Consider the following 22357-nt stretch of genomic DNA (forward strand, 5'->3'; position numbering starts at 1 on the left):
AAGCTCGCTCCCACCCTGGACCGGGCAACACAGCCCCACCGTGGGAGCGCGCTTGCTCGCGATAGGGCTCATGGGTTCAACGCTTATTTTTTCTTCAGGCACTCACTCATGAACGCCTTGCGGGCATCGCCCTTCAATGCCTGGGTGGTGGCCGTGGCATTGCAGGTTTTCATGCGTTCCTGCGGGGTGCTCGGTGCAGCCTTGAGGCAGGTGCTCATGAACGCCTTGCGCTCGTCACCCTTGAGCGCCTTGGCGGTGGCATCGGCGTTGCAGGTGGTCATCTTGGTCTGCTGCGCCGTCTCGGCGAAGCCCTGGGAACACAGTAGCAAACCGATCATCAACAGAGGGACACGCAGCATCTTCATGGTGGTTCTCCTGGCTGCCGCACGAGGGTGCGGCGATGAGGTGCAGTGTAGACAACGCCTGTTACACCTTCCCCAGGTTGACCCTCAGGGCCTGATCTAGCGCTTGCTCGCGATGAACGATAACGCGGTCCAACAGGCTACACCCCGGCAGCCTTCAACCGCTCGGCATGCTCGACAAACAACCGGATCGGCTCGGCCCCCTTGCCCACCAACCCCAGCGATTGATTGACGATATCGAAATGGTCCAGCGGATAGTCATCGCCGATGACCGTGCCCAGGTGAGAGCTGTAGCGTCCGACCATGCCATCGCATTGCCCCGCTTCCCTGACAAAGGTGCGGGCGAATAAACGGCAAGTGCGGTTGGTGCCGTCGAACAGATTGCGCCCTCTATCGGTCTTGCCTGGCTGCAAGGTGCCGGACCACGAGTAGTAACGCACGCCATTGACCTCTTCCGGTCCATTCCCGCCCCAGGTTTGCGGCAAGCCCTGTGGATAACGTTGGTTGAACAGCGCCACCCCGGCGGTGGTCAGGGAAGCATGGGACGCCTGTATATCCACCGGTAGCTTCGGCCCGCGATAGCCGGTTTCCAGCAGGCTCATCAGGGTGTTGATCAGGCGCAGCACGGCACTGAGCACGCGCCCCTTGGCACTGTCGGCGGGGTAGTGGGCTTGCAGGTAATCCGCCAGTTCGGAGCCGTGGTTGGTGCCGGCCACCGACGTGACCGACGCCACCAGGTCCGGCCGTTTGGCCGCCGCATAGCGGGCGGTAAGGCTGCCCTGGCTGTGGCCGATCAGGTTGACTTTCTGCGCACCGGTTTGCCGCAGGATCTCCTCGATCCGCGCCAGCAATTGCTCGCCGCGCACCTCGGAAGAATGCAGCGGCGAAACCTTCACCGCCACGACCACTGCCCCGCCGCGACGCAGCGCCGAGACGATCCCATACCAGTACGAATACAACACCAGGCGTATGAACCCGAGCATGCCCGGGACCAGTACCAGCGGATAACGAGTGGCGCAGCGTTGCGACATGGCGACATCCTTGTGATCAAGAGGGGTCAGCATCGGTACTGATGATGACCAGTCTATGACATCCAGATGAATCCGTGGCGAGGGCGCTTGCTCCCGTTGGGCTGCGCAACAGCCCTTCTCAGAAGGACCGCGCCAAGGCCAGCAAACGCTCCTCGGCCTCGGCGCAGGACAACGCAAAGCTGCGCTCGGCCGACTCCTCGCCTTCTGCCGCCACCACCGTCACATCGGTAATGCCGATAAACCCCAGGACGGTGCGCAACAGCGTGTCGGCGTGGTTCATGCTCTCCAACGGGCCGCCAGGCCCGAAACCGAAATCGCCGCGACTGGTCACGATCAGCGCCTTCTTGCCCAGCAACAGCGGCTCGTAGTGCGACACGCCATTATCCAGGCTGTGGTTGAACGTCAGCCCGATGCGCACGATCTGGTCGATCCAGGCCTTCACGCCGCCGGGCACGCTGAAGTTGTGCATGGGCGCGGAGATCACCAGTCGGTCATGGGCTTGCAACTCCTCGACCAAGGCATCGCTCAGGGCCAGGTCCGCTTGCATGATCAACGGACGGGCCTGGGGCTCGGGGTAGAACGCCGCGGCGATGAACGCTTCGTTGACCGGCGCAATCACCGTCCGTCCAACTTCTCGACGGGTCAATTGCGATTGTGGATGGGCGGCCTGCCACGCCGAAACAAAAGCCTCGGCCAAGCGCCGGGAATGAGAGCGCTCGCCACGGGGACTGCCATGCACCACAAGAATATTACTCATCTGAATCTCCTTTTATGCGGCTACAATCAACACTGCTTATGCCTTGCAGCTTGAGGCTCGTTGCCGCTGACAGACAAATGAGCGTTAGTTCATCTGGATGAGTTAGTTTCATCCATTGCATTTCAGGAGAATCAGGATGTTCGCCAACCTGCCGCTCAACGCCCTGCGCGCCTTCGAGGCTGCCGCGCGGCTGCTCAGTTTCAAGGCGGCTGCGGCGGAGCTGTCGGTGACGCCTACGGCGGTCTCCCATCAGATTCGATCCCTGGAGAGCTGGCTGGGGCTGGCGCTGTTCGAACGCCTGCCACGCCAGGTACGCCTCACCGACGGCGGGCAACGCTTGTTCCACAGCCTGCACGGGGCGTTGCTGGAAGTGGCACAAAGCGTCGACACCCTGCGCCCGCAACGCAGCACCAGCCACCTGACACTGTCCACCACCGCAGCGTTTGCCGCCCTGTGGCTGGTGCCTCGCCTGGGGCGTTTTTATGCGCGTCACCCGAACATCAACGTGCGCCTGGACACCCACTGCGAAGTGATCGACCTGCACCAGGACGCCAGCGTCGACCTGGTGGTGCGCTACAGCTTGGACGCCTACCCGAACCTGTACGGCATGTGCCTGTTCGATGAAAGCTTCGGGGTTTATGGCTCGCCTGAACAGGTGGCCCTGGCGGCACGGCAGGTGCCGACGCTGATCAGCGTGCATTGGCACAACGCCAAGCTGTACGCCCACGGTTGGGATGCCTGGTGCGCCCAGGCCGGGGAAACCTGGCTTACCCGGCAGCCGTGCATGCGCGCGTACGACGAGGAGCATTACGCCTTGCAAGCGGCGATCGCCGGGCAGGGCCTGGTGCTGGCGAGTAATATCCTGGCGTCCGAAAGCATCGCCAGTGGCTTGCTGGTGGGTTATCGCCCGGACGTCCAAGTCAATGGTGCTGGCTATAGCGCCCTGTGCGTCCCGGGCCGCGAACGCCATCCCCCGGTGCGGGCGTTCTTCCAGTGGCTAGGGGAGGAAGCACGGCTGTCCGGCTATGCGCTGAAAAACTCGGTAAAACTTTTTCAGGACCGTGTCACTCAGACTTAGAGTGATCGCGCCATCAGAGCGTGACGCTCCCACCGGATCAGCCTCCAGGAGAACGAGATGAGCGACATGCACTTATCCGATGTAACGACCCTGCGCGAACGTGCACGGCAGAACGTGCAGAACGGCGCAGTGACCGAAGGTTACGGCGCCGATCGGCAGGAAGTTGTCCGCCTGCTCAACGAAGCGCTGGCCACCGAACTGGTGTGCGTGCTGCGCTATAAGCGCCACTACTTCATGGCCACCGGCCTCAAGGCCAGCGTGGCGGCCAGTGAATTCCTCGAGCACGCGAACCAGGAAGCCGAACACGCCGACAAACTCGCCGAGCGAATCGTGCAGTTGGGCGGCGAGCCGGAGTTCAACCCCGACCTGTTGACCCGCAATTCCCACGCCCAGTACGTGGCGGGCAACACCCTCAAGGAAATGGTGTACGAGGACCTGGTGGCGGAACGGATCGCCATCGACAGCTATCGGGAAATCATCCAGTACATCGGCGAAAAAGACCCGACCACCCGGCGCATCTTCGAAGACATCCTGGCCCAGGAAGAAGAGCATGCCGATGACATGGCCGATATCCTGGCCGACCTCTGATACTGATACCGCTATCGCGAGCAAGCTCGCTCCCACATGGAATCGCATCTCCCTGTGGGCGCGAGCTTGCTCGCGATGAGGCCCGTCGCCTCACCGCAAGCCTGGCTTATCGGGTGGGCTTGACCGTCACCGGCGCCTTGCCCGCCTTCATCTGCTCCAGCAGCGGTGCGCACTGGTTCGGCTCACCGCCGCTGGGCGCTACCAGCGCGAGCAAGCCGGCGGCCGGTGCAGCGATCACACCCAACGCCACCATCCCGGCGCCGCGCAGCATCAGCGGCACCGCCTTGACCCCGGCGGCGGGCTTGGCGAACGGACCCCGGACGTACAACGGCGAGCGCAGGGAAATCAGGCGCCAGCCCTTGGACTCGGGGGTGATGGTCAGGTCCAGCTGTTCATTCGCCATGTTCGCCGTGCCGTCGATGTAGATGATCGCGTTCTCGGTGTCGAACACGAACAGACGCGTGGTTGCCAGGCCCGTCTTGATGTCGAAGTCCGCCGCTGCGCAGTTGATCTTCACTTCCTTGTCGCCAAAGATTTTCCCCACCACGTAGTTGCCGACGTTCAGCCCCGCCAGCTCCATCAGCTCACGACTGATAGCGCCATCGTTGATGAGCATTTTCAGCGTGCCGTTGGAAGTGCCCAGCAACGCCGCCACCGAATTGCCGCGCCCGGTGATATCGGCATCGCCGTTCAATTCGCCGAAACTGGTTTTCATCGGCTCAAAACCCGGGAACAGCTGCTTGAGTTTGAAGCCGCGCGCCGTCAACTTCGCCTGGCCTTCAAGGGGCTGGGCATGGCCATTGAGGCGGATCTGCGCATCGAGGCGACCACCGGCCACACCGAAGCGCAGGGGCTCGAGGCTCAACTGCCCATCGTTGAGCACCAGATGGGTATACAGGTCGGTGAATGGCAACTGCTCGCTATGGACAATGCGCTTGCCGGTGAACTCCACATCGGCGTCCATCACGTTCCAACGCTCGGTGCGAAACTCTTCCACGGGCAAGATCTTGTCGGCTGGCTGCTTGCTGGCGCCGCCACGGGCCTTTTGCTCGGTATTGGAGTCCGCACCGATCAGCGGCGCCAGGTCGCTGAACAGCAATTGGTTGGAGACCAGCGCGCCACTGAGTTTCGGCCGGGGCTGACTGGCGACATAAGCCAGGTCGCCATGGATATCGCTGTCGCCGATCTTGCCGTTGAACGCCTCGTAGCGGAACAGCGCCCCACCCGGCTCATGCAGCTTGGCAATCAAGCGGCCATCGGTGGCGTAAGGCGGCGAATCCGGCAGGGTCACGCCGGTCAGCGGGTAGAGATGAGCCAGGCTGTTGCCGGCCAGTTTCAGGCGCAAGTCCAGGGCCCCGAGATTCATCGGGTCGGTGAGGGTGCCGGCCAGTTCGACGCGGGTCTCGGCGATCTTCGCCTGGGCCTGGAGCGGAAAGGGTCGTGAGGCATCCTGCAATGCCAGCAAACCACCGACCTTGCCGGAGCCGGCCAGGTTCTGCCCGTGATACTGCCCGTTGACCTTGAAGGCGAACGCGTAGTCCTGCGGTGTCGCGCCCTGGTCCTGAGCCTTTTTGGCGGCCTTGTCGCCAACAATGTCGCTGAACGGGATGGGTTTGCCCAACGGGTCGATCAACAGGTCGAGCCGGGTCTTGAGCGTCTGGTCGTCAAGGGTGACGTGGCCCTTGTCGAAGCCGATGGCGCCGATGTCCACCGCCCAGCTGGACGGCTCGGCGTCCGGGTCTTTCGGATCGAATTGGAAGGTCCAGTTGGCGCGTCCGTCAGCCAGACGCTGCAGGTTGGCATTGGGCTCAGTCAGGTCGATGCGCGGTATCGCCACCCGCCGGGCCAGCAAGGCCAAGGGGGACACGCGCAACTCGACACGCTTGAGCGTGACCATTTGCGGGGTTTTCGACCAGTCAGGGTTGCCCAGGCTCAAATCCTCGGCCACCACATGGGGCCAGGGCAGCCAGGCACGCCAGCCCCCTTCCTCTGGCTCACGCTGCCAGGCTACCGCCAGATTGCCGTTGATGGCGAAGGGACGATGCAACTCCTCGGAAACCTTGGCATTGAGCGTGGGCTTGATGCGGTTCCAGTCGAAGAAGGCGATGACCAGGACCAGCACGGCCAGCAGGACAACAAGGCTGGCAAAGCTCCAGGCGAGGATTTTCGAGGTGCGCGTCATGCACAAGGCTCCTGATGACAAGTCAGCGTCCGCAACCGCGACGCCGCTGGGAACACGACCTTGCAGTCGGTTCGTTATGAAGGGTTGGACTGGTAAAGCGGCCCACAGGTGCCGATGAACGGCACAAAAAAATGCAATATTCCTGACCGATCAGCCAACAAACTGTTACCGCCCTCGCACATTTACGAGGCAGTAGTGGGTACAAAATACCCACCTCGGTGCAAAACGGCACCTCGGAAACGCCCGTTCTAGAGCCTTCGCGCAGAACAATCAATTCCGTTGATTATTACCATTGTCTTTATGAACTTTTATATCGACTTATCGAGAGTAGCATTGCCCTCGTACCCACTTTATCGCCCCCCCAAGGAGCAACGATCATGAAACGCCAATTACTGATGAGCCTGTCCCTTTCACTGCTGGCCTCCACTGCCTTCGCACTGCCAGCTTCCGAACAAGCCACGCCACAGGTCAAGGACAGCCACTCTGTCTACAGCCAGACGGTTGCCGAAGGTGGCCGTGATCGCCTGGAACAAAAAGGTCTGGTTGAAGACGGTTATGACCGCACCAAGCAAAGCGAGACCTTGGCTGAAGACGGCTCTTCCCGCACCAAGCTGGGTGAGACCCTCGCCGAAGACGGCTCTTCCCGCACCAAGCTGGGTGAGACCCTCGCCGAAGGCGGTGGTGACCGCGTGATCGAACGCAACGGCACAGTGAGCTGAGCCCATGGTGGCCCAGAAAAAAGCCCGATTCCAGCAATCGGGCTTTTGACTTTTCAAACCCCTCGTTTTCCCCGCCCGCCCCCCTCTCTATCGTTCGACGTCGACAAAGCCGATTTGCTAGAGTGCGTCGCTCCCGTGAATCAGAAGCCAGCCTTGCGATGCTGCCCCGCGCCGAACAGAAACAACAGACCCGAATTGCCCTGATGGACGCAGCCCGCCGTTTGATGGAGTGTGGCCGGGGGTTCGGCAGCCTGAGCCTGCGGGAAGTCGCCCGGACAGCCGGCATCGTCCCCACCGGGTTCTACCGGCACTTCGACGACATGGACCAACTGGGCCTGGTGCTGGTCAGCGAAGTCGGCCAGACCTTCCGCGAAACCATCCGCCTGGTACGCCACAACGAATTCGTCATGGGCGGCATTATCGACGCGTCAGTGCGGATCTTTCTCGATGTGGTGCAGGCCAACCGATCGCAGTTCCTGTTCCTGGCCCGCGAGCAATATGGCGGTTCCCTGCCGGTGCGCCAGGCCATCGCCCAACTGCGCGAAGACATCAGCTCGGACCTGGCAGCCGACCTGGCCTTGATGCCCAAGTTGCAGCACCTGGACCTTGCCGCCCTGGGCGTGATGGCCGACCTCATCGTCAAGAGCGTATTCGCCACCCTGCCGGACATCATCGACCCACCCGCCCAAGCCCTCCCCGAACATCTCACGCCCCAGGCGAAGATTACCCAGCAACTGCGGTTCATCTTCATTGGCCTCAAGCATTGGCAAGGGTTGGGCAGTACCGAATAACCCGATGTACCCACTGTGGGAGCTTGCTCGCGATAGCGGAGTCTCAGCCCCCTGATTGCTCACCTGACACACCGCCTCCCGAAGAACCGCCTGGGAGATGTGGCCATCTCTGTAGGAACTGCCGACCGCTGTGACCTTTCGGGGCTTTTCCCTGCCAAACCCTCGGACATTTCCTTCAACACGCAGGGCTGCTCATGAACTAGGCAGCAATTTCGAGCGCCGCTAACCTTTGTTCGTCATCGCAAAAAACGGTGACACGGACGTGCAAGTCCGATCTAGGAACGCATTCGTTATGGCTATTCGCCGAGCATTTTTCTATGCTCGCCGACTGTTATGGCGGCTGCGCGTGGGAGACCTTCGGGTCTGCCGGGTTCCTGGACCGGTCTTGCACACCTACGTACAGCTGCCACCCATTTTTCGACGTGCAATCGGAGGGTGTCGGCTCCACTTCCAGGAATTTTCACTATGTTCAAAGCAACTCCGAATCCCCCGCAAAGCAGCCACAAATCCCGCGTCGAAGCACAGGAAGAAAAAAAGCTCGAAGACGCCGCCACCCGCGCCCTCGACTACTACCTCAAGCCCAAGCCCGCCTCACCGCCCGAACCTGACAAAAACCAACTCTTCATCGTGTCCCCCCACATCGACACCGAAACCCTGCTCGCCAACGCCTCCGAAGACCTGCTCTCCATCAGCACCATCGCCGCCGACCTGGCTGACGACGTGGACGATTCACGCCGCTGCGTCGCCCTGGCGATCAGCCGGATGGCCGATGGGGTGCAGTTGTTGGTTGAGCGGGCGTTGGATCATCTGGAAACCAAGGAGATGGCGGCGCCTGGTGCCAAGGGATAGCGCTTTGTTTTGACGCAAGCTGAGCCGACACCTTCGCGAGCAAGCCCGCTCCCACAGGTTCTTTTTGTGTCAGCCGCAAAATGGTGCACGCCATCGCGCCGCGCACCAACATGGCACGCAATCCGCCCCATCCTGAAACGCCATCCCAGCTATTTCCTACACCTCATTCGGTTGGCAAGCCCCTTGCTCTAAACACAGCACTGTTCATTGCTGGAAGCACTCCGATGCTGGTGATTCATCGCAGAATCGACACTCAACCGCGCTGGGACGCTGAGCTGCACCTGACCTTTGACGCCCGTAGCAAAAGCCGCCTGCGCTGTTTCAGTGCCGAGGGTGAAGACGTGGGGTTGTTCCTGGAACGAGGCCAACCGCCGCTGTACGACGGCGAATGCCTGCAAGCTGAAGACGGGCGCATCGTGCGCGTTTGCGCCCGCGCCGAACAATTGCTGCACGTCACCTGCGCCAACGCCTTCGAACTGACCCGCGCCGCCTACCATCTGGGCAATCGCCATGTCGCCCTGCAAGTGGGCGATGGCTGGTTGCGCCTGCTGGACGACTACGTGCTCAAGGCGATGCTCGAACAACTGGGCGCCCGCGCCGAATCCATCGAAGCCCCGTTCCAGCCGGAACACGGCGCCTATGGCGGCGGTCACCATCACTCCCGGCACGGCGACGAAGATTTCAACTACGCGCCGCGCCTGCATCAGTTCGGCGTGCGCACATGAACCCGGCCTGGGCGCTGCTGCGTCTGGCCAGCCCGCAACTGCCGATTGGTGGCTACAGCTATTCCCAGGGGCTGGAGATGGCGGTGGACAACGGCCAGGTGAAAAACCCTGACGACGCCCGTCGCTGGATCAGCGATCAATTGCTGCTGAACCTGGCACGCTTCGAAGCGCCCTTGCTACTGGCGCACTGCACCGCAGCCGCCGCTGACGATTGGGACGCGCTGCTGCAACGTTGCGAAGAACACCGCGCCAGCCGGGAAACCCGCGAGCTGTATCAGGAGAGCCGGCAGATGGGCTACTCGTTGCAGCAATTGCTCGCGGGCCTGCCGGAACTCGACCGCGCCGCGCGAGACTTTCTCGAACAGCGCAGCGAGCCGCACCTGGCCTTGTGCTGGGCCCTGGCCGCCCGCGCCTGGCAGATAGCCCCCCAGGACGCCCTCGCCGCCTGGCTGTGGAGCTGGCTGGAAAACCAACTGGCGGTGCTGATGAAAACCCTGCCCCTGGGCCAGCAAGCGGCCCAGCGCCTGACCAGCGAGCTGCTGCCGCTGCTGCAACAGGCCCAGCGCGACGCCTCGAACATCGACCCCGATCATTACGGCAGCGCCGCATTTGGCCTGTCCCTGGCGTGCATGGCCCATGAGCGCCAGTACAGCCGTCTGTTCCGTTCCTAGGAGACACTCATGAATACACAACCTCTGCGCGTCGGTATCGGCGGCCCGGTAGGTTCCGGCAAGACCGCCCTGACCCTGGCCCTGTGCCTGGCTCTACGTGAACGCTACAACCTGGCGGTGGTCACCAACGACATCTACACCCGCGAAGACGCCGACTTCCTGGTGCGCAACGAGGCCCTGGCGCCGGAGCGGATCATCGGCGTGGAAACCGGCGGTTGCCCGCACACGGCGATTCGCGAAGACGCGTCGATCAACCTGGAGGCGGTGGACCAGTTGAACCGGCGCTTCCCGGGCCTGGACCTGATCCTGGTTGAGTCGGGCGGCGACAACCTGTCGGCGACCTTCAGCCCGGAATTGTCGGACCTGACCATCTATGTGATCGACGTCTCGGCCGGTGACAAGCTGCCGCGCAAGGGCGGGCCGGGCATCTGCAAATCAGACCTGCTGGTGATCAATAAAATCGACCTGGCACCGCTGGTGGGTGCGTCCCTGGAAATGATGGACAGCGACACCCGGCGGATGCGCAACGGCAAGCCCTTCGTGTTCAGCAATCAGAAGACCGGCCAGGGCCTGGACGACATCATTGCCTTCATCGAGCGCCAGGGTCTGCTGACCGCCGCCTGATCTTTCCGACTGACCACAAGGAAGCTTATCCATGAACTTCAAACGCATCCTCGGCGCCCTTGCCCTGCTGCTGACCCCAGCCTTGGCCTTCGCCCATCCCGGCCATGGCGACAATGGCCTGATCGCCGGCCTCGGCCACCCCATCGGTGGGCTCGACCATTTGCTGGCGATGCTGGCGGTGGGCTTGTGGGCCGCGCAACAACAAGGCGCCGCGCGCTGGGCGCTGCCCTGCACTTTCGTCGGTACAATGCTGCTCGGTGGCCTGCTGGGCTTTGAAGGCCTGGATCTGCCAGCGCTGGAAAGCGGGATCGCCGCCTCGGTGCTCGCCCTGGGCCTGGCGGTGGCACTGGCGGTGCGTCCACCATTGAGCCTGGCAGTCGGTGCGACGGCACTGTTCGCGCTGTTTCATGGCGTGGCCCATGGCTTGGAACTGCCGGACATGTCGAGCCCGTGGGCCTATGCGGTGGGCTTCGTCGCAGCGACGGCGGCGTTGCATGGCGCCGGGTTTGCCCTGGTGCGGGTGTTGCCGCGAGCGGCGGCGCCGTTGGTTCGATTGGCTGGGGCGGCTTCGGCGGCGACTGGGGTTTGGTTGCTGGCGGGCTGATTCTTTAGCGCCCGCCAGGCCGTCATCGCCAGCAAGCTCGCTCCCACAGCTTGATCGGGCTCCACACTTTGATCGGTGTACACCGGCCCCTGTGGGAGCGAGCTTGCTCGCGATGACGGACTTACAAGCACCATCTCTCTGGAGTCGGTCACTCTGCTACCATGTCGCGCAATCGCCCCCAGCCGTGACGACCTCCGCCGATGCCTGATGCTTCCCGCCCCGCTCCCCAGCCTGAATTGACCGCCCTGTTCGCAACGGTGCGTCAGCATTTTCACGACGTGATCGTGCCGATGTGGCAAGGCCCGGGCTGGAATGCCGAACTGGCGTTGCCCTATGAATCCCTTGATGCCGAGCATGTGCCGCTGCCACCCCAGCGCTACCGCGCCATGGCCTGTGCGCGGCAGTTGTATGTGTTCGCCAATCTGATCGGCGAAGTGCCCCAGGCCGAGGAGCGGGCCAGTGCACTGTTCCGCTCGCTGCAGCGTCATTTCCACGATGCCGAGCATGGCGGCTGGTTCTACAGCATCGACCCGCAAGGCGCGCCGCTGGACACCGGCAAAGACCTCTACACCCACGCCTTTATCCTGTTCGCCTGCGCCCATTACTGGGGCAAGGTCCGCGAACCGCTGGTGGAGTCGGTACTCAACGCGTGCCTGGAGGTCATTGCCCGGCGCTTTGCCAGCGCAGACGGCCTCTACGAAGCCAGCCTAAAGCGCGACTGGTCAACGACCGGATCCGGCCCGTTGCAAAACCCCTTGATGCATCTGGCCGAAGCGTTCCTCGCGACCTTGTCGGTCCGCGAAGACGCCAACGTCCGCCAGGCACTGCTGAGCCTTTGCGACGGGATGTCCAAGCATTTCATCGAGCCGCAGCAACGCGTGATGATGGAGAAGCCGCTCAGAGCTGTGGATAACTGGTTCGAACCGGGGCATCAGTTCGAATGGTATTTCCTGCTGGCTTCGTCACCCCTGCTGCGTGACGGCAAGCTGCACGCGGCCCTGGAGCACAGCTTCGGCCATACCGAACAACGCGGCGTCGCCCCGGACTCCGGCGCTGTGTGTGCAACGCTGGCCTTGGGATCCCAGGCAGGCCCGCGCGATGCCACCCAACGCATCTGGGCCCAGGCGGAATACTTGCGGGCCCTCACCTTGCGCCCGGGCAGCCAGGGGCTGCTGCTGCGTCAATTGCGCGCGCTGCAGCAGCATTTTCTGCATGCCAAGGGCTGGAACGAATGCCTGGACGCCGACGGCATCGTCAGCCGCCGGGACATGCCGTCCACTACGCCGTATCACCTGCTGACCTGCTATCGCGGGCTGGCCGACTACCTGGCATAACGCTGCTGTGGCTGCTGTGGCTGCTGTGACTCCTGTAGCTTTTGTGGCGAGGGAGCTTGCTCCCGCTGGGCTGCGTAGCGGCCCCAAAAGCTGGCGGCTGCTTCGCAGCCGAACGGGAGCAAGCTCCCTCGCCACAGATGTCCACCATCAAGTCTTGTTGCGCTCAATGGCAAACCCGGCCCAGGTCTGGCTCACCGGCATCAGCTCCAGGCTGTTGATGTTGATATGCGCTGGCGCATTGAGCACCCAGAAAATCGTATCGGCGATGTCCTGTGGCTGGATCGGCTCCGCGCCGGCGTAGGTCGCGTTGTAGCGTTCCTGGTCGCCACCGAAGCGCACCAGGGAGAACTCGCTCTCGCACAGGCCCGGCTCAATATTGCTCACCCGCACGCCCGTGCCTTGCAGGTCGCAACGCAGGTTCAGGGAGAACTGTTTGACGAACGCCTTGCTCGCGCCATACACATGGCTGCCCGGGTACGGGTAGTTGCCGGCGATGGAACCCAGGTTGACGATCCCGGCCCCACGACCGTGGGCGATCAGGCGCGGCAACAACAGGCGAGTACTGTAGATCAGCCCTTTCACATTGGTGTCGACCATGGTGTCCCAGTCATCAAGGTCGCACTTGGGTGCAGGGTCAACGCCCAGGGCCAGTCCGGCGTTGTTGATCAGCCCGCGCAATTTGGCGAAGGATGGCGGCAGGTTGGCGATGGCCTCTTCCATGGCCTTGCGATCACGCACATCCAATACCAGGCCATGGACTTCAGTCTGCTTCGACAGCTCGGCACAGAGGGCATTGAGGCGTTCTTCACGACGACCGGTCAGCACCAGTTTCCAACCGGCCTCGGCAAAACGACGGGCACAGGCTTCACCAAAACCGGACGTCGCGCCGGTAATAAACAGGGTGTCAGACATCGTGTTCTCCTTGTTTGAACTTCAACAGCCATTGAATGGAAATCGGCCCACAGCATGCCCGCCCTGGCACGGTAGGGGCAAGGCTTGCACACGGCTTTTGCCCAACGACTGCTCATAAAACAACCAATCAATGCCAGGCCTTGTCGAACAAGGGCCGCAGCCGGTTGCCCGCATCTTATCCACAGGCACGTCCACAGTAATCGGGGGCAAGTGCAAAACCCGCAAGCCGCTGTGCATAAGGCTTTGCGGGGTGTTTGGAAATTTTTTTCGCTTGACCCTGCAAGTGAGGTTGTGCAGCGCAAGTTATCTGCTATAAGCCAATGCGAGATGGGCGATGGCTCCAAGCCAGTAACGACGCTGCTCAGCGCCGTCTTTCCAGAGTTTAACCACAGACTTATCCACAGGCTTGTCCAGCGACTTTCAAGCCCATTGCAGCGGTCACAAAAGTGTTGACAACAGCCATTCCCGCTTGACTGAAAACGCCTGATCAAAAAACGATCACAGCCCTGCAAGCCACGTATTCAAAGGCTTTCAGCCAGCTACTCCCACGTTACCCACAGCCAGTTCCACAGCAAACGGGGACAAGTCAAAACCGTGGCAAAACAACTATTTGCGGCGACTTTATGTCGCGGCTTCGCAAGGGCTAAGGATTGTTGTCCACAATTCTCCCAAGCGACCAAAGCCCGCTCCCACAGGGAATGAGTGGTGTATTCGAGGAATAAAAAAACCGGCGATCACTCGCCGGTTTTTTCATTGCAACAACCGCCTCAATGACCGCCCAGGTACGCGTTACGCACCTCTTCGTTGGCGAGCAATTCCTTGCCGGTGCCGGTCAGGCGAATTTCACCGTTGACCATCACATAGGCCCGGTCCGACAGCTTGAGGGCGTGGTTGGCGTTCTGCTCCACCAGGAAGATGGTCATCCCCGTGGATGCCAGCTCACGCAGGGTGGCGAAGATCTGCTTCACCACAATGGGTGCCAGCCCCAGGCTCGGCTCATCGAGCAGCAACAACTTTGGCCGGCTCATCAATGCCCGGGCGATGGCGAGCATTTGCTGCTCGCCGCCGGACATGGTCATGGCCCGCTGGTTGCGCCGCTCCTTGAGTCGCGGGAACAGCTCGAACATGCGTTGCATGTCTTCGCTGGCGTATTTGTCACCAATAGGAATGGTACCCATCAGCAGGTTTTCCTCGACGGTCATGTCGGGGAATACCCGCCGCCCTTCCGGCGACTGCGCGATGCCGTTGGACGCGATGTAGTGGGACGACTTGTGGGTGATGTCCACGCCTTGGTAAATGATCTGCCCACCGGCGGCACGCGGCTGGCCGAAGATCGACATCAAAAGCGTGGACTTGCCGGCCCCGTTGGAGCCGATCAGGCTCACGGTCTCGCCTTCGCCAATGTGCATCGAGACTTTCTTCAGGGCCTGGATCGGCCCGTAGAACACGTCCAATTCCTTGAGTTCGAGGATAGGTCCACTCATACCAGCTCCTCTTCGTCGGCACCCAGGTAGGCCGCGATCACCTTCGGATCGTTGCGAATCGCCTCGGGACCGCCCTCGGCGATCACGTTGCCGTGGTCCAGCACCACGATGTGATCGGAAATGCTCATTACCATGCCCATGTCGTGTTCGATCAGTACCACGGTCAGATCATGCTCGTCGCGCAGCAGCCGGATCATCGCGCTCAGCGCTTCGGTTTCCTGAGGGTTGAGGCCGGCGGCCGGTTCGTCGAGGCAGATGATCTGCGGGCGTGTGCACATGGCCCGGGCGATTTCCAGGCGCCGTTGCTGACCGTAGGAAAGCTCGCCCGCCAGACGGTTGGCGCAATCCACCAGGTCCACCACTTCCAGCCAATAGAACGCATGATCCAAGGCGTCGCTTTCGGCCTTGCGGTAGCCCTTGGTGTTGAGGATACCCGCCACCATGCTGCGGTTGACCCACATGTGCTGGGCCACCAGCAGGTTTTCCAGCACCGACATTTCCTTGAACAGGCGAATGTTCTGGAAAGTACGCGCCAGGCCGGCGCGGTTCACCAAGTGGGTGCCGCCGAACATCTTGTAGTACAGCCGGCTGGCGAAGGACTTCGGCGACACGAAATCAGTCGGGCGAAACGCCTCGCCCAACAGCTTGATGACGTTGGTTTGCTCGCCACGCACATTGAGCTCGATCTTGCCGCCCGAAGCCTTGTAGAAACCGGTCAGGCAGTTGAACACCGTGGTTTTGCCCGCGCCATTGGGACCGATCAGGGCAAAGATCGAGTTGCGTTTGACTTGCAGGCTGACATCGCTGAGGGCCTTGATGCCACCGAACTGCATCATCAGGTTTTCAACTTTGAGTACGACTTCGCTCATGGCGCAACCCCCTTGCGCGGCGTCACGCCGGTTCGGCTGATACGGATCAGGCCGCGAGGACGCCAGATCATCATCAACACCATCAGTACGCCGAACAGCAACACCCGGTATTCGGAGAAGCTGCGCAGCAGCTCCGGTGCCACGGTGAGCACGAATGCCGCGATCACCACGCCGACCGTCGAGCCCATGCCACCGAGCACCACGATGGCCAGGATCAGCGCCGATTCGAAGAAGGTGAACGAAGACGGGTTGACGAAGCCTTGGTAACTGGCAAAGAACACCCCGGCCAGGCCAGCCGTGGACGCACCGATAGTGAACGCCGAGAGCTTGACCAGCACATGGTTAAGGCCCATGGAGCGGCAGGCGATTTCATCCTCGCGCAGGGCTTCCCAGGCACGACCGACCGGCATGCGGGTCAGGCGATGCTTGACGTAGAGCACCAGCAGTACGGTGATGAACAGCACGATGTAGATGAACAGGAATTTGATGTTGGGGTTGTAGTCGATGCCGAAGAACTCATGGAACGGCACCCCGCCATCCTTCGCCCGCCTGCCGAATTCCAGGCCCAGGAAAGTCGGTGAAGGCACCGGCATGCCATTGGGCCCACCGGTGAACGACAGCCAGTTGTTGAGCACCAGGCGAATGATCTCGCCAAAGCCCAGGGTCACGATGGCCAGGTAGTCACCGTGCATTCGCAACACCGGGAATCCCAATATGCACCCCGCCATCGCCGCCGCGATGGCCGCCAGCGGCAGCACCGTCCAGAAGCCCAGCCCCAGGTATTGGTAGCCCAGCGCCAGGCCATAGGCGCCGATGGCGTAGAACGCCACATAGCCGAGGTCGAGCAGACCCGCCAGGCCGACCACGATGTTCAGGCCCAGGCCCAACAGCACATAGATCAGCCCGAGGATGACCACCGTGAGCACGTATTTGTTGGCGAAGAACGGAAACACGATGGCAATCACGATCAACGCCGGGATGATCCAGCGCAGGCGCGACTTGTAGTCCGGCGGCAGCACGTGCACGCCGGAGCCGGTGCTCTCGAAACCCTGGAGAATCTTCAGTCCCTTGGGGGTTTGCAGGAACAGGCTCAAGGCAAAGCGCCCGATCATCACGATCGCCACCAGCCAGCCGACGCGGGCCGGTTGCAAGTTGAAGCTGTAGCCGTCGAGCACCACGCCGACGATCGGCCCGAACACGATCAGCGAGATCAGGCCGGCCAGGATCGCGTCGATGACGCTCTGTTTGATATCAAGCGGTTTATTGGCAGCAGACATACTTATACCTTCGCCACGAGTGGGCGACCCAACAGGCCTTGGGGACGGAAAATCAGAATCAGCACCAGCAGCGAGAAACTGAACACATCTTTGTAGTCGGAGTTGATCAGACCGGAGAACAGCGACTCGGAAATCCCGAGGATGATCCCGCCGAGCATGGCCCCAGGCAGGGAGCCGATGCCGCCGAGTACCGCCGCGGTGAACGCCTTGATGCCGATGATGAAGCCGGCATAGAAGTCGAATGTGCCGTAGTTCATGGTGATCAGCACGCCGGCCAGGGCTGCCATGGCCGCACCGATGATGAAGACGTAGGAGATCACCCGGTCGGTGTTGATCCCCAGGATCGAGGCCATCTTGCGGTCTTGCTGGGTGGCGCGGCACATGCGCCCGAGCTTGGTGTACTTGATGATGTAGGTCAGCACCGCCATCCCGGCGAATGCGGCGATCAGGATGAAGATCTTGGTGTAGGTGAGCTGGACGAAACCGCTGCCGATGTCGAGGCGCATGGCGCCTTCAAGCAGCGTCGGGACACCCTGTTGACGGGCACCCTGGCTGATCTGTGCGTAGTTCTGCAGGATCAGCGAAATACCGATGGCACTGATCAGCGGTGCCAGCCGGGTCGAGTTGCGCAGGGGTTTATAGGCGACGCGTTCGATGACCCAGCCGTATACCCCGGTGACCACCACCGTGAACACGAGCGTGCCAAGGATCATGAGTGGAAAGGATTCGATACCGAAGTAAGCCAGCAGAGCCAGACTGATTGCCGCGAGGTAAGCGGAAATCATGTAAACCTCGCCGTGGGCGAAGTTGATCATGCCGATGATGCCGTAGACCATTGTGTAGCCGATGGCGATCAGACCATAGACCGACCCGAGGGTCAGGCCATTGATCAGTTGCTGCAGGAAAATACCATCCATAACGCAATCTCACGCAGTGAGAACCTGCACACCTTTGGGTGCGCGGTTCTTCTAAGGAAAATACAGATTAACGTCGGAGCAATGTCAGGCACGACCTGCACGCGCCCTTTGGAAACCGGGGTTTGCCCGGCCCCCAAAGGAGGCGTTGACGGTCGCGTCAGCCCTTACTTCTGTTTTTCCAGCTGGTGGTATTTGCCGTCCTTGTCCCACTGATAGACCACGTAGTCGGAGACTTTCAAGTCGCCCTTGGTATCCCATTCCTTCTTGCCCATCACGGTCTGGACGGGGTTGGCCTTGAGCCACTTGGCCGCGTCTTCGCCCTTATTGGACTTGGCGCCATTGAAACCGGCGGCCAGGGCCTGGACCGAAGCGTAGGCGTACAGGGTGTAGCCTTCAGGCTCGGTGCCGTTCTTGCGGAACTCTTCAACCACGGCCTTGCTGTCTGGCAGCAGGCGCGGGTCGGCGCCAAAGGTCATGTACACACCATCGACGTATTGCGCGCCGCCGGCGGTGGTGACCAGTTCGTCGGTCACGATGCCATCGTCGGACATGAACTTCACGTCCTTGAGCCCTTGCTCACGCAACTGGCGAACCAACGGGCCGGCTTCCGGGTGCAGGCCACCGAAATAGACCACGTCGGCACCGGCCGCACGGATCTTGGTGACCACGGCGCTGAAGTCTTTCTCGCCGCGGGTCAGGCCTTCGTACAGCACTTCCTTCACGCCGCGCTTGGCCAGTTGTGCCTTGGTGGCATCCGCCAGGCCTTGGCCGTAGGTGTCCTTGTCGTGCAGCACGGCCACTTTCTTGCCCTTGAGCACGTCGACGATGTAGTCACCTGCCACGATGCCCTGCTGGTCGTCACGACCGCACATGCGGAACATGGCGCTCAGGCCGCGCTCGGTGACCTGGGGGTTGGTGGAGCCCGGGGTGATGGCGATGATGCCAGCTTCGTCGTAGACCTCGGAGGCCGGGATGGTGTTGGACGAGCAGAAGTGCCCGACCACGCCGATCACCTTGTCCTGGTCGACCAGGCGGTTGGCCACGGCCACGGCCTGCTTGGGTTCGCAGGCGTCGTCGCCCGCGACCAGTACGATTTTCTCGCCGTTGACGCCGCCAGCCTTGTTGATGGCATCGGCTGCCGCCTGGGCACCCTTCATGTACTGCTCGCCAAATGCAGCGTTGGCGCCGGTCATCGGCCCCGCCACACCAAATTTCACATCAGCTTGAGCAAACGCAGAAACACCCAGCGCAGCTGCCACTGCGAGGGCCAGGAAACCTTTCTTGTAAAACGTCTGGGACATGAGGTGGTGCTCCAAGGTTTTTTTTAGTTGGCACTGCGACTTCATTTCACTGAAAAGCTCAGAGCAAGGGCCGTGCCATCGGTTTTTTATTCTGAAAAAAGTCGCTGCTTTATTGTTATTTCGACTGTTTCGAGCCCTTTTTCATAGGGCGTGCAACCGTCTAAACCGCACGAGGTGCAACCTTTTATTTAAATGAGTGAAACCCTCTGTGAGCCATCATTGCAACCATCGCACGAAACAGCGTGCAACCGCTGTGTAACAACCCACGTCACCGAACTGCACACTGTCGGTGCACGATTGCTACAACCCGCACCATAACAGGCTAGACGCTACGCCGGAAAACGCGGCTTCCAGCAACAATTTTCAACACTCAAATGACGATCCGCAGGCACTGGCCCGCGTGATACAGCGAAAAGCCCGCTTCATACAGGCAACTGCGCAACCCCACCCCGGCCAATGGCTGCATGGGGGCGAACGGGATCGGCAGGGCCTGGGCGTTACCGTGACACAGGTAATCGGCGAACGCCTTGCCGACCACCGTGCCGGTGGTCACGCCCCGACCGTTGTAGCCGGTAACGGCCACCAGCCCGGGAGCCGGTTCGAACAGGCGCATCAAGTGATCGGGGGTAAAAGCAATGCAACCGGTCCAGGTGCACTCCCACTCCACCGACTTGAGGTAAGGAAAATAGTGCTGCTGCACCCGATCGGCCCAAGCCTTGAGGAACCAGGTCGGCTTGCGGTTGCCGTTGCCCAGGCTGCCCAGCAGCAAACGGCCGTCCTTGTCCCGGCGGATGCTGCTCAACACCTGGCGGGTATCCCACGAGCCCTGCCCGCCCGGCAGAATGCGTCGGGCGGCCTCGTCGGTCAGCGGGACCGAGGCGACCTGATAGTAATAACCGGGGAAGAAATTGCGCCGCAGCTCGGTCCAGTCGCCCTCGGTGTAGGCGTTGGAGGCGATCACCACCTGCTCGGCCAGCACCGCCCCCTGGGCAGTCTGCACCGACCAGCGCTGGCCTTGGCGTTCCAGGTGCGTCACCGGCGAGTGGTCGAACAACTGACCGCCAAGGTCGGTGGCCGCCTTGGCCAACCCGCTGGTGTAGGCCATCGGGTTGAGCGTGCCGGCGCGATGGTCGAGCAGCGCCGCGGCGATTTTCGACGTGCCGGTGGCATCGACACAGGCCTGGCCGGTGAGCAACTCCACCGGGGCACCGCGGCGCTTCCATTGCTCTTCACGACTGCGCAGGTCGGCCTCGCCCCGGGCGTTATGGGCCATGTGCAAGGTGCCTTCGCGGCGCAGTTGGCAATCGATGTTGTATTTGTCGATGAGGCTGAACACCAGGGCCGGTGCGGCCCCCAGCATGCGGTTGAGCTGGCTGCCCACCGCCTCGCCGAACCCGGCCTCGATGTCATCCGGCGGGATCCATAGGCCGGCGTTGACCAACCCGACGTTACGCCCCGATCCGCCGTGCCCGGCCCGATGGGCTTCCAGCACAACCACGCGCTTGCCTTGTTCGAGCAAATGCACCGCCGCCGATAACCCGGTAAAACCCGCGCCGATCACGCAGACGTCGGCCGTGACTTCACCGGTGAGCCCGCTGTTTTCAGGCCTTTGCGGCGTCAGTTTTTCCCATAGACATTCTTCGCGTAACGGCATTGCCAGCTCCTGGTCAGGAGCAGCTGCGAGCTTCAAGCCTCAAGCTGCAAGCAGGGGTCGCTTGCAGCTTGGAGCTTGCGGCTTGAAGCTGCTTAATCAAAGGTAATTCCCTGCGCCAACGGCAACTCCAGCGAATAGTTCACGGTGTTGGTCTGGCGGCGCATGTAGCCGCGCCAGGCATCGGAGCCGGATTCGCGACCGCCGCCGGTTTCTTTTTCGCCACCGAATGCACCGCCGATCTCGGCGCCACTCGGGCCGATGTTGACGTTGGCGATGCCGCAGTCACTGCCCACGGCCGACATGAACTGTTCGGCTTCACGCACGTCGGTGGTAAAGATGCAGGACGACAGGCCCTGGGGCACGGCATTGTTCAGGTGCAAGGCCTCGGCAAAGTCCTTGTAGCCAACCACATACAGGATCGGCGCGAAGGTTTCGTGGCGCACGACGTCGCTCTGCTCCGGCATCTCGACGATGGCCGGCGAGACGTAATAGGCATTCGGGAACTGGTCTTCGAGCTGGCGCTTGCCCCCAAACACGCGCCCGCCTTCGCTCAGGGCCTGCTCCAAGGCGTCCTGCATGTTGTCAAAGCTGTGCTTGTCGATCAGCGGCCCCACCAGGTTGCCTTCCAGCGGATGGCCGATGCGCACTTTCGAATAGGCGGCCTTGAGGCGGGTGACGATTTCTTCCTTCACCGACTCATGGGCGATCAGCCGACGCAGGGTGGTGCAACGCTGGCCGGCGGTGCCGACGGCGCTGAACAGGATGGCGCGTACGGCCATGTCCAGGTCGGCACTCGGTGCCAGGATCATGGCGTTGTTGCCGCCCAGCTCCAGTATGCTGCGGGCGAAACGCGCGGCAACTTTCGGTGCCACTTCACGGCCCATGCGGGTGCTGCCGGTGGCGCTGATCAAGGCCACGCGCGGGTCATCCACCAGCGCTTCACCGGCATCACGACCGCCGATGATCACCTGGCTCAGGTATGGGGGGGCGTCACTGAAGTTCTTCAACACGCGCTCGAACAGCGCCTGGCACGCCAGGGCGGTGAGCGGGGTCTTTTCCGACGGCTTCCAGATCACCGCGTTGCCGCACACCAGGGCCAGCGTGGTGTTCCAGGCCCAGACCGCCACCGGGAAATTGAAGGCACTGATCACCCCGACCACGCCCAGCGGATGCCAGGACTCACGCATGTGGTGGCCCGGACGCTCGGAGGCGATGGTCAGGCCGTACAGCTGGCGGGACAGGCCGACGGCGAAGTCGCAGATGTCGATCATCTCTTGCACTTCACCCAGGCCTTCCTGGGTGATTTTGCCGGCTTCCCACGACACCAGCTCGCCAAGGTCGGCCTTGTATTCACGCAGCAGGTCGCCAAATTGACGCACCAGCTCGCCGCGACGCGGGGCCGGCACCTGGCGCCACAGGTCGAAGGCGTGTTCGGCACGGCTGACCTGCTGCTCGACCTCAGCCGCGCCTTCCCAGTTCACAGCGCCGATACGGCTGCCATCAATGGGCGAATGCACCGGTTGTGTGCCGTTCTGGTACAAGGCCGAGTCGACGCCCAAGCGATCAAGCAATGCAGCAACCATGGAAAATTTCCTCACACGAAAAACAAAGGATTGGCAGCCGGACGA

Annotated in this window: 22 protein-coding genes; 10 read left to right on the forward strand and 12 right to left on the reverse strand. The window is 61.8% G+C overall.

Annotation, left to right across the window (positions count from 1 at the left end; genetic code table 11):
* Window positions 1–83: 83 nt before the first annotated feature.
* From BLO97_RS18610 to BLO97_RS18620, 3 genes are all read right to left on the reverse strand, one after another.
* Entirely contained in the window at window positions 84–365 is a 282-nt protein-coding gene (locus tag BLO97_RS18610; RefSeq protein WP_092147012.1) for a PsiF family protein, read from the reverse strand.
* Between the two features lie 137 nt (window positions 366–502).
* Complete coding sequence (locus BLO97_RS18615) at window positions 503–1393, reverse strand: esterase/lipase family protein (protein ID WP_092147009.1); 891 nt, start codon at window positions 1391–1393, stop codon at window positions 503–505.
* A gap of 118 nt (window positions 1394–1511) precedes the next feature.
* Window positions 1512–2150 (reverse strand): FMN-dependent NADH-azoreductase, encoded by a 639-nt coding sequence (locus BLO97_RS18620; protein WP_092347278.1) that lies wholly within the window; start codon window positions 2148–2150, stop codon window positions 1512–1514.
* 136 nt (window positions 2151–2286) lie between these two features.
* Here BLO97_RS18620 and BLO97_RS18625 point away from each other — a divergent pair, with 136 nt between their 5' ends.
* Entirely contained in the window at window positions 2287–3228 is a 942-nt protein-coding gene (locus BLO97_RS18625) for a LysR substrate-binding domain-containing protein (protein WP_092222450.1), read from the forward strand.
* A gap of 57 nt (window positions 3229–3285) precedes the next feature.
* A complete protein-coding gene (locus BLO97_RS18630) occupies window positions 3286–3816 on the forward strand; it encodes a ferritin-like domain-containing protein (RefSeq protein WP_003197320.1) in 531 nt (176 codons plus the stop codon).
* Between the two features lie 106 nt (window positions 3817–3922).
* On the opposite strand, the gene BLO97_RS18635 is transcribed toward BLO97_RS18630, so the two are convergent.
* Window positions 3923–5998, reverse strand: a complete 2076-nt coding sequence (locus tag BLO97_RS18635) for an AsmA family protein (protein WP_092222448.1) — start codon at window positions 5996–5998, stop codon at window positions 3923–3925.
* A 377-nt stretch (window positions 5999–6375) separates the two neighbouring features.
* On the opposite strand from BLO97_RS18635, the gene BLO97_RS18640 reads away from it, so the two are divergent.
* The 8 genes from BLO97_RS18640 (at window position 6376) to BLO97_RS18675 (ending at window position 12315) form a co-directional block, all read left to right on the forward strand.
* Window positions 6376–6717 (forward strand): hypothetical protein, encoded by a 342-nt coding sequence (locus BLO97_RS18640; protein ID WP_092347283.1) that lies wholly within the window; start codon window positions 6376–6378, stop codon window positions 6715–6717.
* Between the two features lie 158 nt (window positions 6718–6875).
* The gene (locus tag BLO97_RS18645) at window positions 6876–7508 is read left to right on the forward strand and encodes a TetR family transcriptional regulator (RefSeq protein WP_063323156.1); all 633 of its coding nucleotides are present in this window, start codon (window positions 6876–6878) and stop codon (window positions 7506–7508) included.
* 465 nt (window positions 7509–7973) lie between these two features.
* A complete protein-coding gene (locus BLO97_RS18650; protein WP_092222444.1) occupies window positions 7974–8357 on the forward strand; it encodes a DUF6124 family protein in 384 nt (127 codons plus the stop codon).
* Window positions 8358–8581: 224 nt separating this feature from the next.
* Window positions 8582–9082: an urease accessory protein UreE gene (gene ureE / locus BLO97_RS18655; protein ID WP_063323158.1), complete on the forward strand. Its 501-nt coding sequence runs from the start codon at window positions 8582–8584 to the stop codon at window positions 9080–9082.
* Entirely contained in the window at window positions 9079–9753 is a 675-nt protein-coding gene (locus tag BLO97_RS18660) for an urease accessory protein UreF (RefSeq protein ID WP_092146999.1), read from the forward strand. Before ureE ends, BLO97_RS18660 begins: the two co-directional genes overlap by 4 nt.
* 9 nt (window positions 9754–9762) lie before the next feature.
* Entirely contained in the window at window positions 9763–10377 is a 615-nt protein-coding gene (gene ureG / locus BLO97_RS18665; RefSeq protein ID WP_003197309.1) for an urease accessory protein UreG, read from the forward strand.
* A gap of 31 nt (window positions 10378–10408) precedes the next feature.
* Window positions 10409–10981 (forward strand): HupE/UreJ family protein, encoded by a 573-nt coding sequence (locus BLO97_RS18670; protein WP_092347286.1) that lies wholly within the window; start codon window positions 10409–10411, stop codon window positions 10979–10981.
* 200 nt (window positions 10982–11181) lie between these two features.
* Window positions 11182–12315, forward strand: coding sequence for an AGE family epimerase/isomerase (locus BLO97_RS18675; RefSeq protein ID WP_092347289.1), 1134 nt, complete (start codon window positions 11182–11184; stop codon window positions 12313–12315).
* A 147-nt stretch (window positions 12316–12462) separates the two neighbouring features.
* Here BLO97_RS18675 and BLO97_RS18685 read toward each other — a convergent pair whose 3' ends face one another.
* From BLO97_RS18685 to BLO97_RS18725, 8 genes are all read right to left on the reverse strand, one after another.
* Window positions 12463–13227 (reverse strand): SDR family oxidoreductase, encoded by a 765-nt coding sequence (locus tag BLO97_RS18685; protein WP_003197302.1) that lies wholly within the window; start codon window positions 13225–13227, stop codon window positions 12463–12465.
* A gap of 767 nt (window positions 13228–13994) precedes the next feature.
* Window positions 13995–14711, reverse strand: coding sequence for an ABC transporter ATP-binding protein (locus tag BLO97_RS18695; RefSeq protein ID WP_053117959.1), 717 nt, complete (start codon window positions 14709–14711; stop codon window positions 13995–13997).
* Window positions 14708–15580 carry an ABC transporter ATP-binding protein gene (locus BLO97_RS18700; RefSeq protein WP_063323162.1) on the reverse strand — a complete coding sequence of 291 codons (873 nt, stop codon included), beginning with the start codon at window positions 15578–15580 and terminating at the stop codon, window positions 14708–14710. Before BLO97_RS18700 ends, BLO97_RS18695 begins: the two co-directional genes overlap by 4 nt.
* Window positions 15577–16857 carry a high-affinity branched-chain amino acid ABC transporter permease LivM gene (gene livM / locus BLO97_RS18705; RefSeq protein ID WP_060739397.1) on the reverse strand — a complete coding sequence of 427 codons (1281 nt, stop codon included), beginning with the start codon at window positions 16855–16857 and terminating at the stop codon, window positions 15577–15579. The genes BLO97_RS18700 and livM overlap by 4 nt, the downstream gene beginning before the upstream one ends.
* A gap of 2 nt (window positions 16858–16859) precedes the next feature.
* Window positions 16860–17774 (reverse strand): ABC transporter permease subunit, encoded by a 915-nt coding sequence (locus BLO97_RS18710; protein ID WP_063323163.1) that lies wholly within the window; start codon window positions 17772–17774, stop codon window positions 16860–16862.
* A 164-nt stretch (window positions 17775–17938) separates the two neighbouring features.
* Window positions 17939–19075, reverse strand: a complete 1137-nt coding sequence (locus BLO97_RS18715; RefSeq protein WP_063323164.1) for a branched-chain amino acid ABC transporter substrate-binding protein — start codon at window positions 19073–19075, stop codon at window positions 17939–17941.
* A 370-nt stretch (window positions 19076–19445) separates the two neighbouring features.
* On the reverse strand, window positions 19446–20729 hold the full coding sequence (locus BLO97_RS18720; RefSeq protein WP_092146993.1) for an L-pipecolate oxidase: 1284 nt from the start codon (window positions 20727–20729) through the stop codon (window positions 19446–19448).
* 92 nt (window positions 20730–20821) lie between these two features.
* Window positions 20822–22312 carry an L-piperidine-6-carboxylate dehydrogenase gene (locus BLO97_RS18725; RefSeq protein WP_063323166.1) on the reverse strand — a complete coding sequence of 497 codons (1491 nt, stop codon included), beginning with the start codon at window positions 22310–22312 and terminating at the stop codon, window positions 20822–20824.
* Window positions 22313–22357 lie beyond the last annotated feature (45 nt).

The sequence above is a fragment of the Pseudomonas sp. NFACC05-1 genome (genome assembly GCF_900100135.1).
Lineage (GTDB): Bacteria > Pseudomonadota > Gammaproteobacteria > Pseudomonadales > Pseudomonadaceae > Aquipseudomonas > Aquipseudomonas fluorescens_Q.